Raw genomic sequence first — 17,155 nt, 5'->3', positions numbered from 1 at the left:
GTCTCGCGTAACGTCCATTTCACATCAGCCGTGATTTTCGTAGCAGGTCCCAGGCAGATCCCCGTGACCGCGGGGATGACCCTCTCGGAAGGTGGCGCGTATGTCTCCCACTGCTCAGGAAGTCGTCGAGGAAGTCACCGAACTGGAGCCGACGCCGGAGCCCAAGAAGTGGGCGGCCGAGGCGTTGGGCACCTTCGTCCTGGTTATCGGCGGTGTCGGCACCGCTGTGCTGGCCGGTGAGCGCGTCGGCGCACTCGGGGTGGCATTCGCATTCGGACTGTCCCTGCTGTTCCTGATGTATGCGATCGGACCGGTCTCGGGCTGCCACGTGAATCCGGCCGTGACCGTCGGACAGCTGCTGATGGGCAGGCTCTCGGTGATCTCCGCGGTCGGCTATGTGATCGCACAGCTGATCGGCGGATTCCTGGCCGGGCTGGTGCTGTTCGCGATCGCCAAGAACCTGCCGTCCTACGACCGCGCGGTCAATGGGCTCGGCGCGAACGGCTGGGGTAAGCACAGCCCGTCCGCGGTGCGCGGTCCACTGGGGCAGGTGGTGATCCAGAACGGGTACGGCCTATCGGCCACGATCATTGTCGAGGTCATGCTGACCGCGCTGCTGGTCTTCGTGGTGCTGGCCTCGACCGACCAGATCTCCGATATCCCACAGGCCGGACTGTCGATCGGTCTCACGCTCACCGTCATCCACCTGATCTCGATCCCGGTGGACAACACCTCGGTGAACCCGGCCCGCAGCCTCGCCGTCGCCTTCTACCAGGACGGCGCTGGTCCCCAGGTCTGGGCATTCATCGTCTTCCCGCTGATCGGTGGCGTACTCGGCGCACTGGTCTACGGCGTGCTGTTCGGCCGCTCCCGCGAGATGGTCTCCTGATCCCGATCTGCCCGGCGAGCTGAATCCCTATGCCGCCGGGCGCTTTTCGGCTCCGGCATCGCAGGTCAGGGCGAGCAGTGCGGGCAGCGGGAACAGTAGTAGGAACAGGTTGGGCACCCACCAGAGTGGGCTGAAATCCGCACGCAACGTCCAGAATGCGATGGCTTGCAGTCCGGCCACGCTGGTCAAGGTCAGCGAGACGGTCATCAGCGTGCGCCAACCGGGTGCGCGACACAGGCTGGCGAGCCCGGTGCCGCTGGCCGCGAGATCGAGCAGCACGAACGAGTTGTTCCAATCGGTCAGTATCGGATCGGTGTAGTCCTTATAGGCCCATTCGGGCGGGATGACGTGCGCGAAGGCGATCGCCCAGTAGAGCAGGAAGCCGACATCGGTGATCAGCATGGCGATCTTCGTCGGCCTGAGAACCCGATTCATGATGGCACCCGATTCCCCATCAGTACCAGGCGTATTCGGCGCACAGACGATGCGCGACCGAGTCGAAGGTCTTGCGCGCCAGGATCGCGCCCTCGCGGCGGATGCCGTCCTCCGGCACGTCGAGGACCCGGTCCAGGCGGACCCAGCTCGGTCTGCCCTCGTGATCCCAACTGCCGCTGCCGATTCCGATCCAGTTCCGGTCGTACGCGCGCTCCGGATTCGATGACAGCATCAGGCCGAGCAGGGTCCTGCGATCGCGCCCGACGACGAGCACCGGGCGATCCTTGCCGTTATTCGGATCCTCCTCATAGGGCACCCAGGTCCACACGATCTCGCCGGGATCGGCGCGCCCGTCCAATTGCGGGCAGTAGACGATCTGCCTGGCCCGCTCGCCCGTCGGCACCGGGGTCGAGGCGGCCGGACGAATCGCCACCGCGGGCGCCTTGCGGGTCGCCAGCGAGCCGACGGCACGTTCGAGCAATGACGAACGCTGCAGCTTGTCGACCAGCTTCGGTCCCTGCTCCTTGACGATCTTGGGACTCTGCGCCTTCGCGATGAGGCCTAGCTGCTTGCCGATCGAGTTCCAACTTCGGGCCATCCTTGGATGGTAACGGCGCGGTCTCGTGTTCTCATCCGCACCGCTTACCGGTTGGTAGCGCTATCGGTGTGCGGTTCGCGGTCGCGGTCATGGTGACGTGCGCGCGGACGATTCGCGCATCATGCTCCGCTGTGTTGGTGTGTCCGTAGCGAAAACGGTTGCAGCACCGGATATCTGCTGACGGAGACGGTATCGAGGTCGCGATCGGCGCCGATCCGCGCGACCGAGTCCAGCATGCGTCGTACCCGATTCTGAAACTCGGCCGCGTCGCGCGTGTCGTACCAGACCATCGGATCGGTGAGCGCCGCCGCCGGAAACTGTTCCTCGACAATGGCATCGATGGCGGGCGCGTCCGGTGTGATCGCCCGGACCACCACGTTCTGGGTATAGCCGAAGGTCGACTGCGTCTCGATGGCCACTTCGGTGTGTTCGTGCTGCCAGCGTCGCAGCCATTCCTCGGGGGTGAGTTCGGCGGGGCGGCGCAGGAAGGCCAGATTGCCGAAGCCCTCGGTGCGTGCCGGGACCGCATCGTCGAGCCGCAGCGGCACGGACTCGGTCACCAGGTAGCCGTGTGTCGCCGTGGCGCCGGCACCGAGGATCTCCGCCGCGGTGGTGGCCGCGCGACCGTAGCTCTGTTCGACCCAGATGGTGACGACCGCGGCGATCGGCGGATCCAGCGTGACCATGCGCATCAGTGCGCCCTGGACCGCCGCATCGCGCACATAGACGGTGACACCCGCCGCCCCGAGGTCGACCAGGCGCGCGGCCACGGTGGTGCGCAGCGATTCGCACCATGAGTCGGTCGCGTCCGAATCGGACCGGCGCAGAACGAAGACCAATTTCTCCACACGCCGAACCTAAGGCCGCGAAACTGCCGGTGTGCGGGATTGGTCCGATTGCCGGGACGGATTCGGCGATGTCGCGCAACCCGGTTCGCCGCGCGCGCATTCTCCGCTAGAGTCTGCGAAATTCGTCGTGCGGAAGGTATCCAGCTGTGCAGCCGCAGGTCTTTCCGGGAACCTACGAGGACGGACACGGTATCGAGCGCATCGTGTGGCGGATCGGGCCATCGCGGCACTGGGGTCCGAACCGCTTCGATATCCGAACCGTGATCCGGGGCGTCCCCGTGGCGGGTCCGGATTTCGACGCACTCGGTCCCTATGACCGGGGTGCCGCGGTTCGGGTCGGGCTGCCCATCGATGAATGGGATGCCATCTCCGGCTGCGCCTTCTCCGGCGAGTTGCCCGCCACGGTGCAGGTGGGCGGCGAGCGGCGACCCGGTCCGATCCATTTCCGGCTGACACTTCCGCCCGGTGGGACCGGTGAGTCACTGCAGCTCGCCGTCGAGATCGATGGGCAGACCTATCAGGCCACGGACCGGTACTTCGAGGACGCGCTGTTTCGACTCGGACAGCAGTTTCCCGATGACGTCCGCTTGGTCTCCTGCATGACGTGCCTGTTCTCCGACTACTCGCCATACGGTCACGGCCTGACCGGCATGTGGTGTCATCGCGAGGCCAGGGACAAATACCTCGCGGTCCGCTCCAAGGACGACTATTTCGAGGTGCCGGTCACCGAGCAGGTACCCGAGACCTATCTGTGCGCAGACTACGAGCGCCGCATCCCCGGCACCGGCTATCGCGGCTGAAAGAGCGGTTCGGAACGCAGAACGGTGCACCGCTGACAAGGTCTTTACCGTGCGCATGGGACGATGGACGGCAGTTTGCCGATACCCATGAGGAGTGGAGTGCCCGCCAGCTTCGCCGACACGACGTTCACCGATCCCGCCCGGATCCGGAACTTCTGCATCATCGCGCACATCGACCATGGCAAGTCGACGCTGGCCGACCGCATGCTGCAACTGACCGGAGTGGTCGAGGAGCGGGCGATGCGCGCCCAGTACCTGGACCGAATGGATATCGAGCGCGAGCGCGGCATCACCATCAAGGCCCAGAACGTGCGACTGCCCTGGCAGGTCGACGGCACCGACTACGTACTGCACCTCATCGATACGCCCGGTCACGTCGACTTCACCTATGAGGTGTCGCGCGCGCTCGAGGCGTGTGAGGGCGCGGTGCTGCTGGTCGACGCGGCGCAGGGCATCGAGGCGCAGACGCTGGCGAATCTGTACCTGGCGCTGGACAAGGATCTGACGATCATCCCAGTGCTCAACAAGATCGATCTCCCGGCCGCGGATCCGGATCGCTACGCGGGCGAGATCGCGCACATCATCGGCTGCGAACCCGAGGATGTGCTGCGGGTCTCCGGTAAGACCGGTGTCGGTGTGCCGGAACTGCTGAACAAGGTCATCGAGGCGGTGCCAGCGCCGGTCGGTGATCCGGACGCACCGGCCCGCGCCATGATCTTCGACTCGGTCTACGACACCTACCGCGGCGTGGTCACCTATGTCCGGGTGGTGGACGGCAAGATCATTCCGCGCGAGAAGATCAAGATGATGTCCACCGGCGCGACGCACGAACTGCTCGAGGTCGGCATCGTCTCCCCGGAACCCAAACCCACCCAGGGTCTCGGCGTCGGTGAGGTCGGCTATCTGATCACCGGCGTGAAGGATGTGCGCCAGTCGAAGGTCGGCGATACCGTGACCTCCGCGCGCGCCGGTGCGACCGAACCGCTCACCGGCTACCGCGAGCCGCGCCCCATGGTGTACTCCGGTCTCTACCCGGTCGACGGCTCGGACTACCCGGACCTGCGCGACGCGCTGGACAAGCTCCAGCTCAACGACGCCGCACTGACCTACGAGCCGGAGACCTCGGTGGCCCTCGGCTTCGGCTTCCGGTGTGGATTCCTCGGTCTGCTGCATATGGAGATCACCCGCGAGCGGCTGCAGCGCGAATTCGATCTGGACCTGATCTCCACCGCGCCCAACGTGGTCTACAAGGTGGAGATGGAGGACGGCGCCGAACACGTCGTCACCAATCCCTCGTACTGGCCGGAGGGCAAGGTCCGGCATGTGTACGAGCCGGTGGTCAAGTGCACCATCATCTCGCCGAGCGAATTCATCGGTTCGATCATGGAACTGTGCCAGGCGCGTCGCGGTGAGCTCGGCGGTATGGACTACCTGTCCGAGACCCGCGTCGAACTGCGCTACACCATGCCGATGGCCGAGATCATCTTCGACTTCTTCGACTCGCTGAAATCGCGCACCCGCGGCTATGCCAGCCTCGATTACGAGGAGGCGGGTGTGCAGGAGTCGGCGCTGGTGAAGGTGGACATTCTGCTGCAGGGCGAGGCGGTGGACGCGTTCTCGGCGATCGTGCACCGCGATGCCGCCCAAGCCTACGGCCACAAGATGACCACCAAACTGCGCGAGCTCATCCCGCGCCAGCAGTTCGAGGTGCCCATCCAGGCCGCCATCGGCTCGAAAATCATTGCCCGCGAAAACATCCGCGCCATCCGCAAGGACGTCCTCGCCAAGTGCTACGGCGGTGACATCAGCCGCAAGCGCAAACTGCTCGAGAAGCAGAAGGAAGGCAAGAAGCGCATGAAGACGATCGGCCGCGTCGACGTTCCCCAGGAAGCCTTCGTAGCCGCGCTGTCCTCGGACGCCGCCGCCGACAAGCCCAAGGGCCAGAAATAGGCTCGCTACCGCGGCGCCGACCGGCAAACAGCGGGATAATGCCCCATAGGGAACGACTGTGAGGCAGGATCCGTTGTCTGGTGGGCAGAAACCGAGGAGGCGGGCTGTGACTGCGGTACACGGGGACCCGATACTCACGTCGGAGGAAGGCCCCATCCGCACAACCGAGTTCGAGTCGATCGCTCGTGCCGTCGATCGCGAGACCGAGGGCGTGCAGGTTGAACTCATCGGCGGACGACTGGGGGTCAAACGAGTGCCCGATGGCGACCATGGCCGGATACTCAACTGGCTGCTCCTGCTGCTGATGCCGTTGAATCCGGGGCTGTTTCTGCATGTCATCGGGCAGGGTTTGGCCGTTGGGTCCTACCGCAAGGGGCGAGCACGACCCGACGGCATTCTGGCGCCACCCGATGCGTTCGCTGGGGCCGGTGAGTGGGCATCGCCTGATGCCGTCGTGATGACAGTGGAAGTCACTTCTCATGATTCGGACACCAACCACCGCGATCGAGTCGAGAAGCCGATCGCCTACGCGCGAGCTGGGATTCCGATCTATCTGCTCATCGATCGCGAGGCTGGCAAGGTTGTCGTGCACAGCCAGCCTGATGAGGACGGCTATCAGGACTTGCACAGCTATGCGTTCGGGCGCGCGGTGAGTCTTCCAGAGCCGGTGGGCGTCACCTTCGATACCGAATCGCTCAAAGACATGGGTGACTGAGTCTCAACTGGGTTTCCGAGCGGCGATTCGCACGCGCAGACGGACGCCGCCCAATGGGCTGCGGTCGAGTTCGGCTGTGCCGGTATGGAGTTCGGCCTGTTGGCGGACGAGGGCGAGGCCCAGGCCGGAGCCGGGGGAGCCTGGGCCTTTGGTGAAGCGGTCGAAGGCGGTGGGGCGGAGGGCTTCGGGGATGCCGGTGCCGTCGTCATCGATGATGATCTCGACTTGGGCGGGTGCATCGGAGGCGTTGTGGGGGAAGGCATTCGGATCGGCGAAGCTTGCGTCACCTGGGCTTGTAGCGGCGGTGCTCGGACCGGTATCGCCTGACACAGCCGAGGTCGGCTCAGTAGGGCTGGCCTCGGCGGTGCTCGGATCGCAGCATCGGGCAGCGATGGTGATGGTGCGCGCGTGACCGTGCTGAACGGCGTTGGCGACGGCGTTCGTGACGATCAGCATGAGCCCGCCCGGTAGGCCGGTCAGCGTGGTCGGGGCGCATTCGGTGAGGTCGATATGTGCGTCGGGATGTCGGCGGCGCGCATCTTGTACCGCGCGGTCGAGGGTTTCGCAGAGTTCGAAGGGCTCGAAGGCGTCGGATTCGGTGAGTTCGCCGACCGCGAGTCGTTCCAGATCGGTCAGGGTGTTCTCGATGTGGCGCTCGGTGAGCAGCACGTCGGCGAGTACCGCGCGCTGCTGCTCGGCGGGTAATTCCTTGGTGGCCAGGACTTCCAGGTCGGTGCGCATCGCGGTCAGCGGTGTGCGCAGCTCATGGGCGCAGACCGCGGCGAAGTCCCGGGCGCTGGCCAGCGCGCGATTGGTGGCACCGTGCGCGGCCTCGAGCCGCGCCAGCATTCGGGTGATGGCGTCGGAGAGTTCCTCGGCCTCACGCGCGCCGCGGCCGGACAATGGCGGCAGTTTCTCCAGGGTGTCGATGCCGTGTGTGGCGGTGGCCAGTTTCCGCAGCGGTCGGGCGGCGTAACCGGCCAGGAACCAGCCGAGCGCGGCGGCCAGCAGTACGCCGCCGACCGCGACCGACAGGCCGGCCAGTTGACTGCGCCGGATCGCCGAGTCGACGGCGGCGCGGTTCGGGCGCAGCACCACGGCGAGCCCGGGCGCTCCGGCGACCGGGGCGACGGCGTTGTCGGCGAACTGGACCACATGCGGCGGAGCAGTCGGAAGTGGTATCGGCGCAATGTCTTCCGGTAAGGGCAGCGGGGGCAGTGCATCGAGCGGCAGACCGGGAGACGCCACGATATCCGCGGGCCGCGCGACCCGGACGTTCATCGTCGACACCGTCTGATCCAGCTGGCGTGAACTCGCGGTGGTGAGCAGCGCGAAGTACGCGACCCCGAGCACGACCGCCACCAGCGCGGCGACCACGCCCGACACCAGCGCCACCCGGGCGCGCAACGATAACGACACCTTCGGCGTCTTCACTTTTCGGCTCCAGGCGATCCGCCATCGCTCATGATTCCACCTCACTCGCGGTCGATTCCGCTGTGCGCGGGGGCGCATTCTGCTTTCGGGTTCGCTCGCGGAGGTTCATTCTTGGCTCCACGTCGTGGTGCGGGGCTTCGTTGTGCGTGGGGTGCGTTTTTCGGGTTCGCTCGCGGAGGTTCATTCTTGGCTCCACTTCGCGGTGCGGGGCTTCGTTGTGCGTGGGGTGCGTTTTTCGGGTTCGCTCGCGGAGGTTCATTCTTGGCTCCACTTCGCGGTGCGGGGCTTCGTTGTGCGTGGGGTGCGTTTTTCGGGTTCACTCGCGGAAGTTCACTCTCGACTCCACCTCACCGGACCGGGCTTCGCTGTGCGTGAGGTTTGCGTTGGGGCATTCGCCGATGTCGACTCACGCTTCCTCCCGCAGTACGAAACCCACTCCGCGCACGGTGTGGATGACCCGCGGGGCGCCGTGCGTCTCCAGCTTCCGCCGCAGATAGGAGACGAACACATCCACCACATTGGTGTCGGTGGTGAAGTCGTATCCCCAGACCGCGGACAGGATCTGCTCGCGGCTGAGCACGATGCCGGTGTTGTCGGCCAGCAGCGCGAGCACCTCGAATTCTCGTTTGGTCAGCTCCACCTGCTGTCCGCTGGCGAACACCCGATGTCCGGCCCGATCGATCCGCACCTGTCCGACCTGGCGGTGGCCGTCGCCGGAGGGCTGGACGGCCGCGGGCCGACGGCGCAGCAGTGCGTGCAGCCGGGCGACCAGCTCACCGAGGTCGAAGGGTTTGGTCAGGTAGTCGTCGGCGCCGCGCTCCAGGGCGGCGATGCGATCGCTGACCGCGGTACGGGCGCTGAGCACGCAGATCGGAATGTCGTTGCCCATTGCGCGCAATGCCGTAACCACGCCCGCACCATCGAGATTCGGCATATTCACATCGAGCACCATGGCGTCCGGTTCGGTGCGGTGGACCATGGCCAGCGCCTCGGCGCCGTCACCCGCGGTGACCACCTCGAAGTCGGACAGTTCGAGCCCGCGCCGCAGCGACGCGAGAACTCGAACCTCATCGTCGACGACCAAGATGCGCTGTCCACCCGTCATCCGGCCAACCCCCTCGTCGAATCGCTGCCGCCATGGGGCCACGATAGAGCCGCCGCGCGGTCAGCCGCCGCTGCTGCCGGTCTGCGCCGGTTGCGCGGGGTGGACCTGCACGGCGCCGGGCCCGCGTTCGATGATCACGTGCTGACCACCGGGCTGTGCGGGGCCGACGATGCCCGGTCCGGACGGATCGATATCCGGGCAGTCGGGCAGCGCGGCGCCGGGTGGCAGCGGTGCTGCCGGAACGACGACATGCGGCCCCGGCCCGCCCTGTATCACCACGTGCGGGTCGCCGGGAGCGATCAGCACACATGTCACGGTCGGGCCGCCGCCCGGCTGCGGTGGCTGGGCCGAGGCGGCGCCCGCGACCAGCGTGGCCGCGGTGGCGGCGAATGCCGTTCCGGTGACAATGGCGACAGTGCGGGCTCGGCCGCGGCCGAGGGGTGCGGTCATGATGCGATCTCCTTCGCGTCGGGTGCCGGGTCATCCCGGCGAGATCGACGCTAGGGAGCCGAACTTCACCGTCTCTTGAGCAATCATTAGAGATCTCTTGCAGCGCATCGAAAGGGCTATACGGGTCGCCACCGACGAGTTAGTGTCGTCGGCAAGCCGCACGGCGCGGTTCGGAGTGCACGATCGGGTCCAAATGACGACGCCTGCACCCGGTTTCGGATGCCCGCAGAATCAGGGCTTCCGTTCTGGTTTCCCCAATGGCAAGGTTGTGTTGCTTGTCACAGTCGCATTCTTTGCGGACCTGCAGAATGTGACAGTTGGGTTTTCCGGAATATCGTTAAGTGATCTTCACTCGGTCTGCCCGGCGTGGTGAGGATGCTGGAAACCTGAGAGTGGAGCTTGCATGACGAGTGACCTGCCCTTCGACAGCGATGACACCGATGCTGACGACCGTGCGGGAGATACCGCCTATCGCGTCGCCACCGGCGTCGCGCGGGTAGCGAGGGCGGGCGCGTACGTCACCGGTGGCGCCCTGGTCGCTGCCAACGGCGGCACCGCGCCCGCGCATCCCGGTGGGCAACGGCTCGACAGCTGGATCTCGGCCTACTCTCGTGATCCCGATGCGGACGCGCCGAGCCCGGTGGTGACCTTCCCGGATCCGGATCCGAATTCGGTACCGCCCGCGCCGATTCACGCGCAGACGCCGACACCGCGTGATATCGGCGTCAATGCTCCGTTCACCATCCCGAACGCGCCGAACTCCGGTCTGCACATCGGCCCGCCGCCGCAGCAGCACACGCCGCAGCCGTGGCAGGACGCCGCCCACGGCAACGGCCACCAGCCAGGACTCGGCCTCGGTACCGAGAGCGAGCGGTCCGGACTCGATCTGCGCGGCGAGACGCCGCAGTCCGGCCTCGATTTCGGGACCGACCACGCGGGCGGCGGCTTCGGCGGCGCGCCCGGACTCGACTTCGGCCAGGGCGGCTTCGGGCTGCCCGGACACGGTCTGGGGCAGGAGGGACACGGCTTCGGGTTGCCCGGCCCGAACGGCTTCGTCGCACCCGGCTCGAACCCCTTTGTCCTGCCCCGCGTTCCGGTGGCCGGGGCGGCCGGGGACACCGCGGCCGCGGAACCGGTCAGCGAGGCCGACGGCTCCGACGCCAGCAGCACCGCGGACACGGGCGGTGGCCTTCCGTACTTCGGTGGCAATATGTTTCACACCGGCGCGCCCGCGGGCAGCGGTGATCTGTTCCACGGCGCCGACGCGTTCCACGGTGCGGACGCGTTCCACGGTGCGGACGCGTTCCACGGCGCGGATATGTTCCATGGCATCGGAAATCCGGATGCCGTCGGCGTATTCCTCAACGCGGACGCCAGTTTCAGCGTGCACACCGAACTCGCAGTGGACTTCGGCGTCGGCCCGAACGGGATGTACCTGAACACGCACTCCAAGGTCGAGGTCAACGGCGCGCTGAAGGTCGAGACCGGTGCGGGTCGGGTCGGTGACAATATCGACCGGTTCTCCGACTGGCTCGGCCAGACCCCCGGCACGACCGGACGTTCGGGGCTGGACCAGACCGGCACCTCGGGACACAGCCCGAGCAGCGCGGCCACCACGCAGCCTGGCGGATCCGTCTCCCAGTACTCGGCCGCCGCACAGCCGGTCGCGGTACAGCCCACCCAGCCGTTCGTCGCACCGGTCGCCCCGATCGCACCGGCCGTCGTGCCGCCCGCACCGGTGGTCGCGCCCGCCGCGGTCGCGGCACCGGTGGCGGCCACTCCGCTGCAGACCACGATCCAGCCTGATGTGGCGAGCACCCCGGTCGCCAATGTGCTCGTGGCGCCGACGGGTCCGTCGCCGCTGACCGCGCCCGCCGCGGCGGTGCCCGCGCTGTTCGAGCCCAAGCCCGCACCGGCCAAGCCGGTCCTGGTCGACGATTCGCATGCGCCGCACACGCCGCTGACCAACACCCCGACCACCATCACCAAGACGGTGCCGGTTCCGGTCGTCCCCGGCGACAGCACCGGGCATCCGACCAAGGTGCCCGACCCTGGTAGCACCAAGCCCCCCGGTGCCACCCTCCCCGGCACCGACATCACCGGCACGACCAAGATCCCGGGTACCCAGGCGCCGACCACACACGCGCCGAGCACAAATGCGCCCAGCACCAACGCGCCGAGTCACACCGCACCCCCGACTGTGCCGGACAATGACGATGTGACGCTGCCCAGCACCGGCAACGGTGGCGCCACCACCCCGAGTACCGGCCATGGCGGGTCCACCCCCAGCACCGTCAACGGCGGCAACTCGGCACCGACCACGCACACCCCGCCGACGGTGGACATCCCGACCAACGAGCCGACCGTTTCGGTGCCGACGGTCACCCACGGAGCACCGACCGTGGACATCGACATCCCGACCGCGAATTCCCCCGCGCCGATCCCGACTCCGCAGACCCACGTGCCGGCCCCGACGATGCCGGCGCCGGTCACCCCGATGCAGCCGCCGATCGACGTCAAGCCGCATCCGATCGCCGCGGAACTCGGTAACCCGGCCGACTTCGCGTATCCGGTATACGAACCCGACCACTCGGCGCTGACCATGATCGCCGGTGGTCTGTCCGCCCCGCTGCTGCCCGATGCGGCCGTCGACGACGGCCACCACCTGGCATCGGGCTTGGACATCGCCCTGATCTAGGAAGCCGGATGGGGGTCGCGCGCACGCGTCGCGCTGGCGCATGTCATCGTCGAATGCGAAATCCGTACGACAGTTAGGAGGAGGGTTGTCTGCCGCAGCCGGGCTGGAGGCCGCCACGGTGAAACACCCGCAGGTCATGGCCCCGGTGATCGGAATTCTCGATCAACTGCAGGAGATGACCCGCTCCGCCGGCAGGGACGACCTCAGCGGCCGACTGAATATGGTGCGGGCCAGGGTCGGTGACCCTCGGCTGCGCCTTGTGGTCGTCGGTGCGTCCAAGAACGGTATGAGCACCCTGGTCAACGGTCTGATCGGGGCCAGGGTCAGCGCCACCGAGAGCGCGCTGAGCGTGCCGGTGATCGCCGAGTACGGACCGGAGCCGACCGCGGTGCTGGTGAAATCGCTCGGCGCTGGCCGCATCGAACGTCAGTCGGTCGATCCGCTCGATCCCGGTCCGGCGCTGGCCGCCGACGGGGTGATCCGCGCCGAATTCACCGAGCCGAGTCCGCTGCTGGCCGATGGCGTGGTCCTGATGGACGCACCCGGCGGCAATGGCGAGGACCACACCACCTGGTCGATGATCGCCGCTGCCGATGCCGTGCTCTACGTCGGTGACGCCGGAACCGAGTTCACCGCGGAGCAGATCGCCTATCTCGACCGCATCCAGCAGATCTGCCCCATGGTGGTCTGCGTGCTGAACAAGATCGACCTGCACCCGCACTGGCAGCACACCCAGCAGCGCAATCGCGAGCTGCTGGACGCGGCCGGACTCGGCTTCGCGGTGGCCCCGGTTTCGGCGCTGCTGCACCAGCAGGCGGGCAACTACCAGCGCGATATCGAATCGGGCGTACCTCAGCTCGTCGACCATCTGCGCGACTACGTGGTGGCCAGGGCCGACACCCTGGTCCTGACGGCCGCGGCCAATGACATCCGACTGGTCGCCGACCATCTCGCGGTAACCCTGCGGACCGAGGCCGAGGCGCTGCGCGATCCGCGCCGCCGGGTGGAGATCACCGAACAACTGGTGGCCGCCCGCGACCAGGCCGATCAGCTACGGCAGCGCTCGGCCAATTGGCAGGTCACCCTCGGCGATGGCAGTACCGAGTTGATGGCCGATATCGAACACGATCTGCGGCACCGGTTGCGCAGTCTGGTCCGCGACGCCGAGGCCGAGATCGTCCAGACCGATCCGGCTCGGCGCTGGAAGGATTTCGGCGCCGATCTGGACGCGCGCATCTGCGAGGCCGTCGAAGAGAATTTCGTGATGGCGCACTACCGGGCGGTGGAACTGTCCGAACAGGTGGCCGCCAAATTCCCGGCCGATCACCGCACTCCGCCACTACCGGACCTACGCCTGCACAATCCCGGTGAAGTACTCGGACCCGTCGCGCCGCTGGATCCCCTGACCAGTGCGAAAGCCGGTGTGCTTGCGCAATTCCTGACCGTTATGCGCGGCTCCTACGGTGGTCTGCTGATGGTGGGCGTGCTGACCAGTCTGCTGAAAATGCCCCTGGTGAACTGGTATTCGGCCGCCGCCGCGCTGCTGCTCGGCGCGAATGCGCTCTGGGACGATCGCAAGGCGCGCAAGCAGCGCCGCCAGGCCGAGGCGAAGGTCTCGGTGGCCAGGCTGATGGACGATGTGGTCTTCCAGGTCGGCAAGGAATCGCGAAATCGGTTGCGCGCACTGCAGCGCACGCTGCGCGATCACTTCACCGATATCGCCACCGATGTGCTGCGCACCGCCGATGAGCGGTTGCGTGTAGCGGAGGTGGCCTATGGGAAGTACGGCGATCAGCGCGAGGAGCGGATCGCCGACATCGATGTCCAGCTAGGCAAGCTGGGCGGACTGCGCGCCGATGCCGATGGCATCAGCGCGGCCGCGTAAATATTTGTCAGGCCGGGTGAATCGCCGGTGTGTGCGCCGGTTGGAACGTGCCGCTGGTGTGTGACTGCTCGGCCCTGATCACATGCGTCACCGCGTTGATCAGTGCCAGATGGGTGAAGGCCTGCGGGAAGTTGCCGAGGTGGCGTCCACTGCGCGAATCGATTTCCTCGGCATAGAGCCGCAGCGGGCTGGCATAGCCGAGCAGGCGCTCGCACAGGTGCCGGGCCCGTTGCACTTCGCCGATTTCCACCAGCGCGGAGACCAACCAGAACGAGCAGATGGTGAAGGTGCCCTCGGATCCGGACAAGCCGTCGTCGGTGGTCTCGGTCCGATACCGCAGCACCAGACCGTTTTCGGTGAGCCGGTCGGCGATCGAGAGCACGGTGGCGCGCACCCGGTGGTCGGTGGGCGGCAGGAAACGGTTCAGCACCACCAACAGCAGTGACGCGTCGAGTGTGTCGCCGCCGTAGGTCTGGGTGAAGACGCCGTTGTCGTTCACGCCATTGGTGAGGACATCGGCCTTGATCTGGTCGGCAATGGCATACCACTCGGTGGCGCGCTCGTATTCGCCGTGCAGTTCGGCCAGTTTCGCGCCGCGGTCCAGCGCCACCCAGCACATCACCTTCGAGGAGGTGAAATGCTGTGGCTCGCCGCGGACTTCCCAGATGCCGCGATCGGGCTCGCGCCAGCGTTTGATGGTCGCCTCGACCTGGCGCTCCAACAGCGGCCACAGCGATTCCGGCACCTGCTGGCGCGATTTCACGTGCAAATACACCGCGTCCAGCATGGTGCCCCAGATATCGTGCTGGTCCTGGTTGTAGGCGCCATTGCCGATACGCACCGGTTTGGCGCCGTCGTAGCCGGTCAGATTGTCGAGCGTGATTTCGGTGAGCTCACGTTCGCCGCCGATACCGTAGAGCACCTGCAGCGGAACGGGTTCGCCATCATCGCCGGTGGTGGCGTCTCTCAGGAAGGCGAAGAAGTCGTTGGCCTCGCGGTCCAGTCCCAGGGTGTACAGGCCCCACAGCGCGAAGCTGGAATCGCGCACCCACGTATAGCGGTAGTCCCAGTTGCGTTCGCCGCCAGGAGTTTCCGGCAGGGAGGTGGTGGCGGCGGCCATCAGCGCACCGGTCGGCGCGTAGGTGAGTCCCTTGAGCGTCAGTGCGCTGCGCTGCAAGTAGTTGCGCCACGGATGATCCGGGAAATCGCCGAGGGTGATCCACTGCCGCCAGCATTCGGTGGTCTGCCACATCATCTGGGCCGCGTCCTCGAAGGTGCGCGGTGCGGGCAGCTCCGACCAGGTCAGCGCGACGAACACCTCGTCGCCCTCCTTCATTCTGGTCCTGGCGCGCGCCTCCCGCCCCTCCAGACCCAGCCGCAGATCGGTGGTCAGCACCAGGGTCGGGCCCGCGGTCGGATCGAGGGTGCGCACCGCCGTCGCCTCCTCGTAGACCTTGCCGGTGTACTCCCAGCGGGCCGGGGCGCGGTGGTAGTCGAAGGCGGGTTCGCAGCTCATCTCCAGCTCGACCGTGCCGTTCACGCATTTCACCGTGCGCAGCAGGATGTGCTCGGCGTCCCAGTCCACCGGCGTGCGGCGATGGGTCTTGCTGCGCTGATCGTTGTTGTGCCATGGGCCAAGCACCAGGGCGTCGCGCACGATCAGCCAGCCCGTCTCGGACTGCCAGGTGGTTTCCAGAATCATGCCGCCCGGTAGATACCGGCGCGCGGCGGGCACATTGACCCCGTACGGGCCGATCCGGAAGTGTCCGGCGCTGCGGTCGAGCATCGCGCCGAAGATGCTCGGCGAATCGGGCCGGGGCACACACATCCACTCGACCGAGCCATTGCTGGCGATCAGACAGCTCGTTTCGCAGTCGGACAGGAACGCGTAATCGTCGATCGGCGGATAGGTGGCGTGGCGACCCACCTTCAGCTGACTGAGCGCGGGCAGGTCGTCAGGCTCGTCGACGGTCAGATCATCGGTAGACGCCATACCTCATCTTCGGTCCGTCGAAGCATCTCGTCCACCGACAGCGCCGAGTTCGACCCGACGATCGGTCGACGGCATGGCCCGAGGCGTGACGATGACGACCTACATGACCAATACGGAACGAGTCTTACGAGCGAACACGCCGCGCCGAAGGCGCGGCCATCGGACAGAGCTAGGCTGGTGGCGTGCACAGTATCGCAGGATGGTGGGACGGCTTCGAGCTGTGGATCGCGGGATTGCCGTTCATCCCGCAATTCATCGTGGTGCTGGTCGGTATGGTCCCGGTCAGCTTCGCCATCGCCTACGTGCTCGACCGCGTACTGCGGATCTCCCTGCAACTACTCGGCCGCAATAGCGACCCTGTGACGGCCCTGACACCTGCTGTGACGGCCCTGACAGCTGAGGATGTCGTGATCGCGGAACCCACCCTGATTCCCGAACTCGTCGGGCCGCCGGTCCCGGTGCGCGAGATCGCGCAGAGCGGAGCGCTTTGATGCCGCGTTCACGGGTTCAGCTCGCTCTCGTCGCTCTGCTGGTTCTCATCGTCATCGCGTGGTTGTTCACGCGCTGACGTCCTGCTCGGGGCGAGGTATCCCGACAACGATTGTCCGAACGAGAACGTCACCACATCGTCCGAGCGCGCTATCGGTATTCGGTCTGTTCGCAGGGCAGCCTGTCGAGAATTTCCCGTAGCAGGCTGCCGTGCTCGGCCAGCGTTGTCTGCGCTTCCGCGAACTCGTCGCGCACTTCCCGCCGTAAATCGTTGACGTCTGCCGGAGTGAGGTGTCTGTTCATTCGGTAGGTTCGGTCGCTTTCGGTTCGAATACGTCGATGGTGGTCGGTTGGATGTCGGTTACCAACCCGGCCTCGACCAGCGCCGTGAGTAATGTCCCGATGTCCTCGCCCTTGAACGCGATCATGTGGGCGTAGGAGAACGGGGTGCCGATCCGCCCGTCCGGGTAGACGGGACTCCAGGTGCCGTCGTCGTATTGCAGCCACGCGCTGGGTTCTTCGACGGGTTCCGGGGTCCGTTCGGGCAGGTTCCGCAGACCGTCGGCCAAGCGGGCGAGCTCGATTTCGTTGAGATGCCCCTCGTTCATATCGTGCCTTGCGAATGCTCTTGGGGTGCGAGGCATTCCGCCCAGTACTCGTGTCGTACCGCGTCCCACAACCGGGACAGTTGCGGGAACTGCTCGCGCATCTGCGCCAGGTCCGGTGCGGCGGCCACCGTGGTGACCGACATCAGTGGTTGCGATTCGGATGCGTTGCGCACCAGCATCATTCGAATGTGCTGGCGATCGAGCCGCCAGATCGCCTGCCAGCCGTCTACCTCCGTGCGATGCTCGCTCATCCCGGAC

17 protein-coding genes are annotated in these 17,155 nt (G+C 66.5%); 7 read left to right on the top strand and 10 right to left on the bottom strand.

The features are described from left to right. Nucleotides 1–100: 100 nt before the first annotated feature. The gene (locus ACQP0C_RS32415; protein WP_433726181.1) at nt 101–889 is read left to right on the top strand and encodes an aquaporin; all 789 of its coding nucleotides are present in this window, start codon (nt 101–103) and stop codon (nt 887–889) included. A 27-nt stretch (nt 890–916) separates the two neighbouring features. Here the strand turns inward: ACQP0C_RS32415 and ACQP0C_RS32410 are convergent, their stop codons facing one another. The 3 genes from ACQP0C_RS32410 to ACQP0C_RS32400 form a co-directional block, all read right to left on the bottom strand. After that, on the bottom strand, nt 917–1,324 hold the full coding sequence (locus ACQP0C_RS32410; protein WP_433726179.1) for a DUF5360 family protein: 408 nt from the start codon (nt 1,322–1,324) through the stop codon (nt 917–919). Nucleotides 1,325–1,343: 19 nt separating this feature from the next. Next, complete coding sequence (locus tag ACQP0C_RS32405; RefSeq protein WP_433726177.1) at nt 1,344–1,922, bottom strand: type II toxin-antitoxin system PemK/MazF family toxin; 579 nt, start codon at nt 1,920–1,922, stop codon at nt 1,344–1,346. Nucleotides 1,923–2,041: 119 nt separating this feature from the next. After that, nucleotides 2,042–2,770: an EthD domain-containing protein gene (locus tag ACQP0C_RS32400; protein ID WP_433726175.1), complete on the bottom strand. Its 729-nt coding sequence runs from the start codon at nt 2,768–2,770 to the stop codon at nt 2,042–2,044. Nucleotides 2,771–2,916: 146 nt separating this feature from the next. Here ACQP0C_RS32400 and ACQP0C_RS32395 point away from each other — a divergent pair, with 146 nt between their 5' ends. The 3 genes from ACQP0C_RS32395 (at nt 2,917) to ACQP0C_RS32385 (ending at nt 6,235) form a co-directional block, all read left to right on the top strand. Next, nucleotides 2,917–3,570, top strand: a complete 654-nt coding sequence (locus ACQP0C_RS32395) for a DUF6304 family protein (protein WP_433726173.1) — start codon at nt 2,917–2,919, stop codon at nt 3,568–3,570. A gap of 63 nt (nt 3,571–3,633) precedes the next feature. Further along, nucleotides 3,634–5,520 (top strand): translation elongation factor 4, encoded by a 1,887-nt coding sequence (gene lepA, locus ACQP0C_RS32390; RefSeq protein WP_433726171.1) that lies wholly within the window; start codon nt 3,634–3,636, stop codon nt 5,518–5,520. 106 nt (nt 5,521–5,626) lie between these two features. Next, complete coding sequence (locus tag ACQP0C_RS32385; RefSeq protein WP_433726169.1) at nt 5,627–6,235, top strand: Uma2 family endonuclease; 609 nt, start codon at nt 5,627–5,629, stop codon at nt 6,233–6,235. A gap of 3 nt (nt 6,236–6,238) precedes the next feature. Here the strand turns inward: ACQP0C_RS32385 and ACQP0C_RS32380 are convergent, their stop codons facing one another. The 3 genes from ACQP0C_RS32380 to ACQP0C_RS32370 all read right to left on the bottom strand — a co-directional run bounded on the left by ACQP0C_RS32380 (nt 6,239) and on the right by ACQP0C_RS32370 (nt 9,224). Continuing rightward, the gene (locus ACQP0C_RS32380) at nt 6,239–7,669 is read right to left on the bottom strand and encodes a HAMP domain-containing sensor histidine kinase (RefSeq protein ID WP_433726167.1); all 1,431 of its coding nucleotides are present in this window, start codon (nt 7,667–7,669) and stop codon (nt 6,239–6,241) included. Nucleotides 7,670–8,075: 406 nt separating this feature from the next. Continuing rightward, nucleotides 8,076–8,774, bottom strand: a complete 699-nt coding sequence (locus tag ACQP0C_RS32375) for a response regulator transcription factor (RefSeq protein WP_433726164.1) — start codon at nt 8,772–8,774, stop codon at nt 8,076–8,078. A gap of 60 nt (nt 8,775–8,834) precedes the next feature. Then, nucleotides 8,835–9,224, bottom strand: a complete 390-nt coding sequence (locus ACQP0C_RS32370) for a hypothetical protein (protein ID WP_433726162.1) — start codon at nt 9,222–9,224, stop codon at nt 8,835–8,837. A 403-nt stretch (nt 9,225–9,627) separates the two neighbouring features. Here ACQP0C_RS32370 and ACQP0C_RS32365 point away from each other — a divergent pair, with 403 nt between their 5' ends. Then, the gene (locus tag ACQP0C_RS32365) at nt 9,628–11,922 is read left to right on the top strand and encodes a hypothetical protein (RefSeq protein ID WP_433726161.1); all 2,295 of its coding nucleotides are present in this window, start codon (nt 9,628–9,630) and stop codon (nt 11,920–11,922) included. Between the two features lie 85 nt (nt 11,923–12,007). Then, nucleotides 12,008–13,807 (top strand): hypothetical protein, encoded by a 1,800-nt coding sequence (locus ACQP0C_RS32360; RefSeq protein WP_433726159.1) that lies wholly within the window; start codon nt 12,008–12,010, stop codon nt 13,805–13,807. Between the two features lie 7 nt (nt 13,808–13,814). On the opposite strand, the gene ACQP0C_RS32355 is transcribed toward ACQP0C_RS32360, so the two are convergent. Then, the gene (locus tag ACQP0C_RS32355) at nt 13,815–15,800 is read right to left on the bottom strand and encodes a glycoside hydrolase family 15 protein (protein WP_433726157.1); all 1,986 of its coding nucleotides are present in this window, start codon (nt 15,798–15,800) and stop codon (nt 13,815–13,817) included. 182 nt (nt 15,801–15,982) lie between these two features. Between ACQP0C_RS32355 and ACQP0C_RS32350 the strand changes: the two genes are divergently transcribed. Then, nucleotides 15,983–16,291: a hypothetical protein gene (locus tag ACQP0C_RS32350; protein WP_433726155.1), complete on the top strand. Its 309-nt coding sequence runs from the start codon at nt 15,983–15,985 to the stop codon at nt 16,289–16,291. Nucleotides 16,292–16,439: 148 nt separating this feature from the next. Here the strand turns inward: ACQP0C_RS32350 and ACQP0C_RS32345 are convergent, their stop codons facing one another. The 3 genes from ACQP0C_RS32345 to ACQP0C_RS32335 are packed head-to-tail and all read right to left on the bottom strand — an operon-like array spanning nt 16,440 to nt 17,148. Continuing rightward, on the bottom strand, nt 16,440–16,592 hold the full coding sequence (locus ACQP0C_RS32345) for a hypothetical protein (protein ID WP_433726153.1): 153 nt from the start codon (nt 16,590–16,592) through the stop codon (nt 16,440–16,442). Continuing rightward, nucleotides 16,589–16,897, bottom strand: coding sequence for a hypothetical protein (locus tag ACQP0C_RS32340; RefSeq protein WP_433726151.1), 309 nt, complete (start codon nt 16,895–16,897; stop codon nt 16,589–16,591). Before ACQP0C_RS32340 ends, ACQP0C_RS32345 begins: the two co-directional genes overlap by 4 nt. Further along, a complete protein-coding gene (locus ACQP0C_RS32335; protein WP_433726149.1) occupies nt 16,894–17,148 on the bottom strand; it encodes a hypothetical protein in 255 nt (84 codons plus the stop codon). Before ACQP0C_RS32335 ends, ACQP0C_RS32340 begins: the two co-directional genes overlap by 4 nt. Nucleotides 17,149–17,155 lie beyond the last annotated feature (7 nt).

This window comes from Nocardia sp. CA-129566 (genome assembly GCF_050956075.1).
GTDB lineage: Bacteria > Actinomycetota > Actinomycetes > Mycobacteriales > Mycobacteriaceae > Nocardia.
This window is presented reverse-complemented; position numbering and strand designations above follow the sequence as displayed.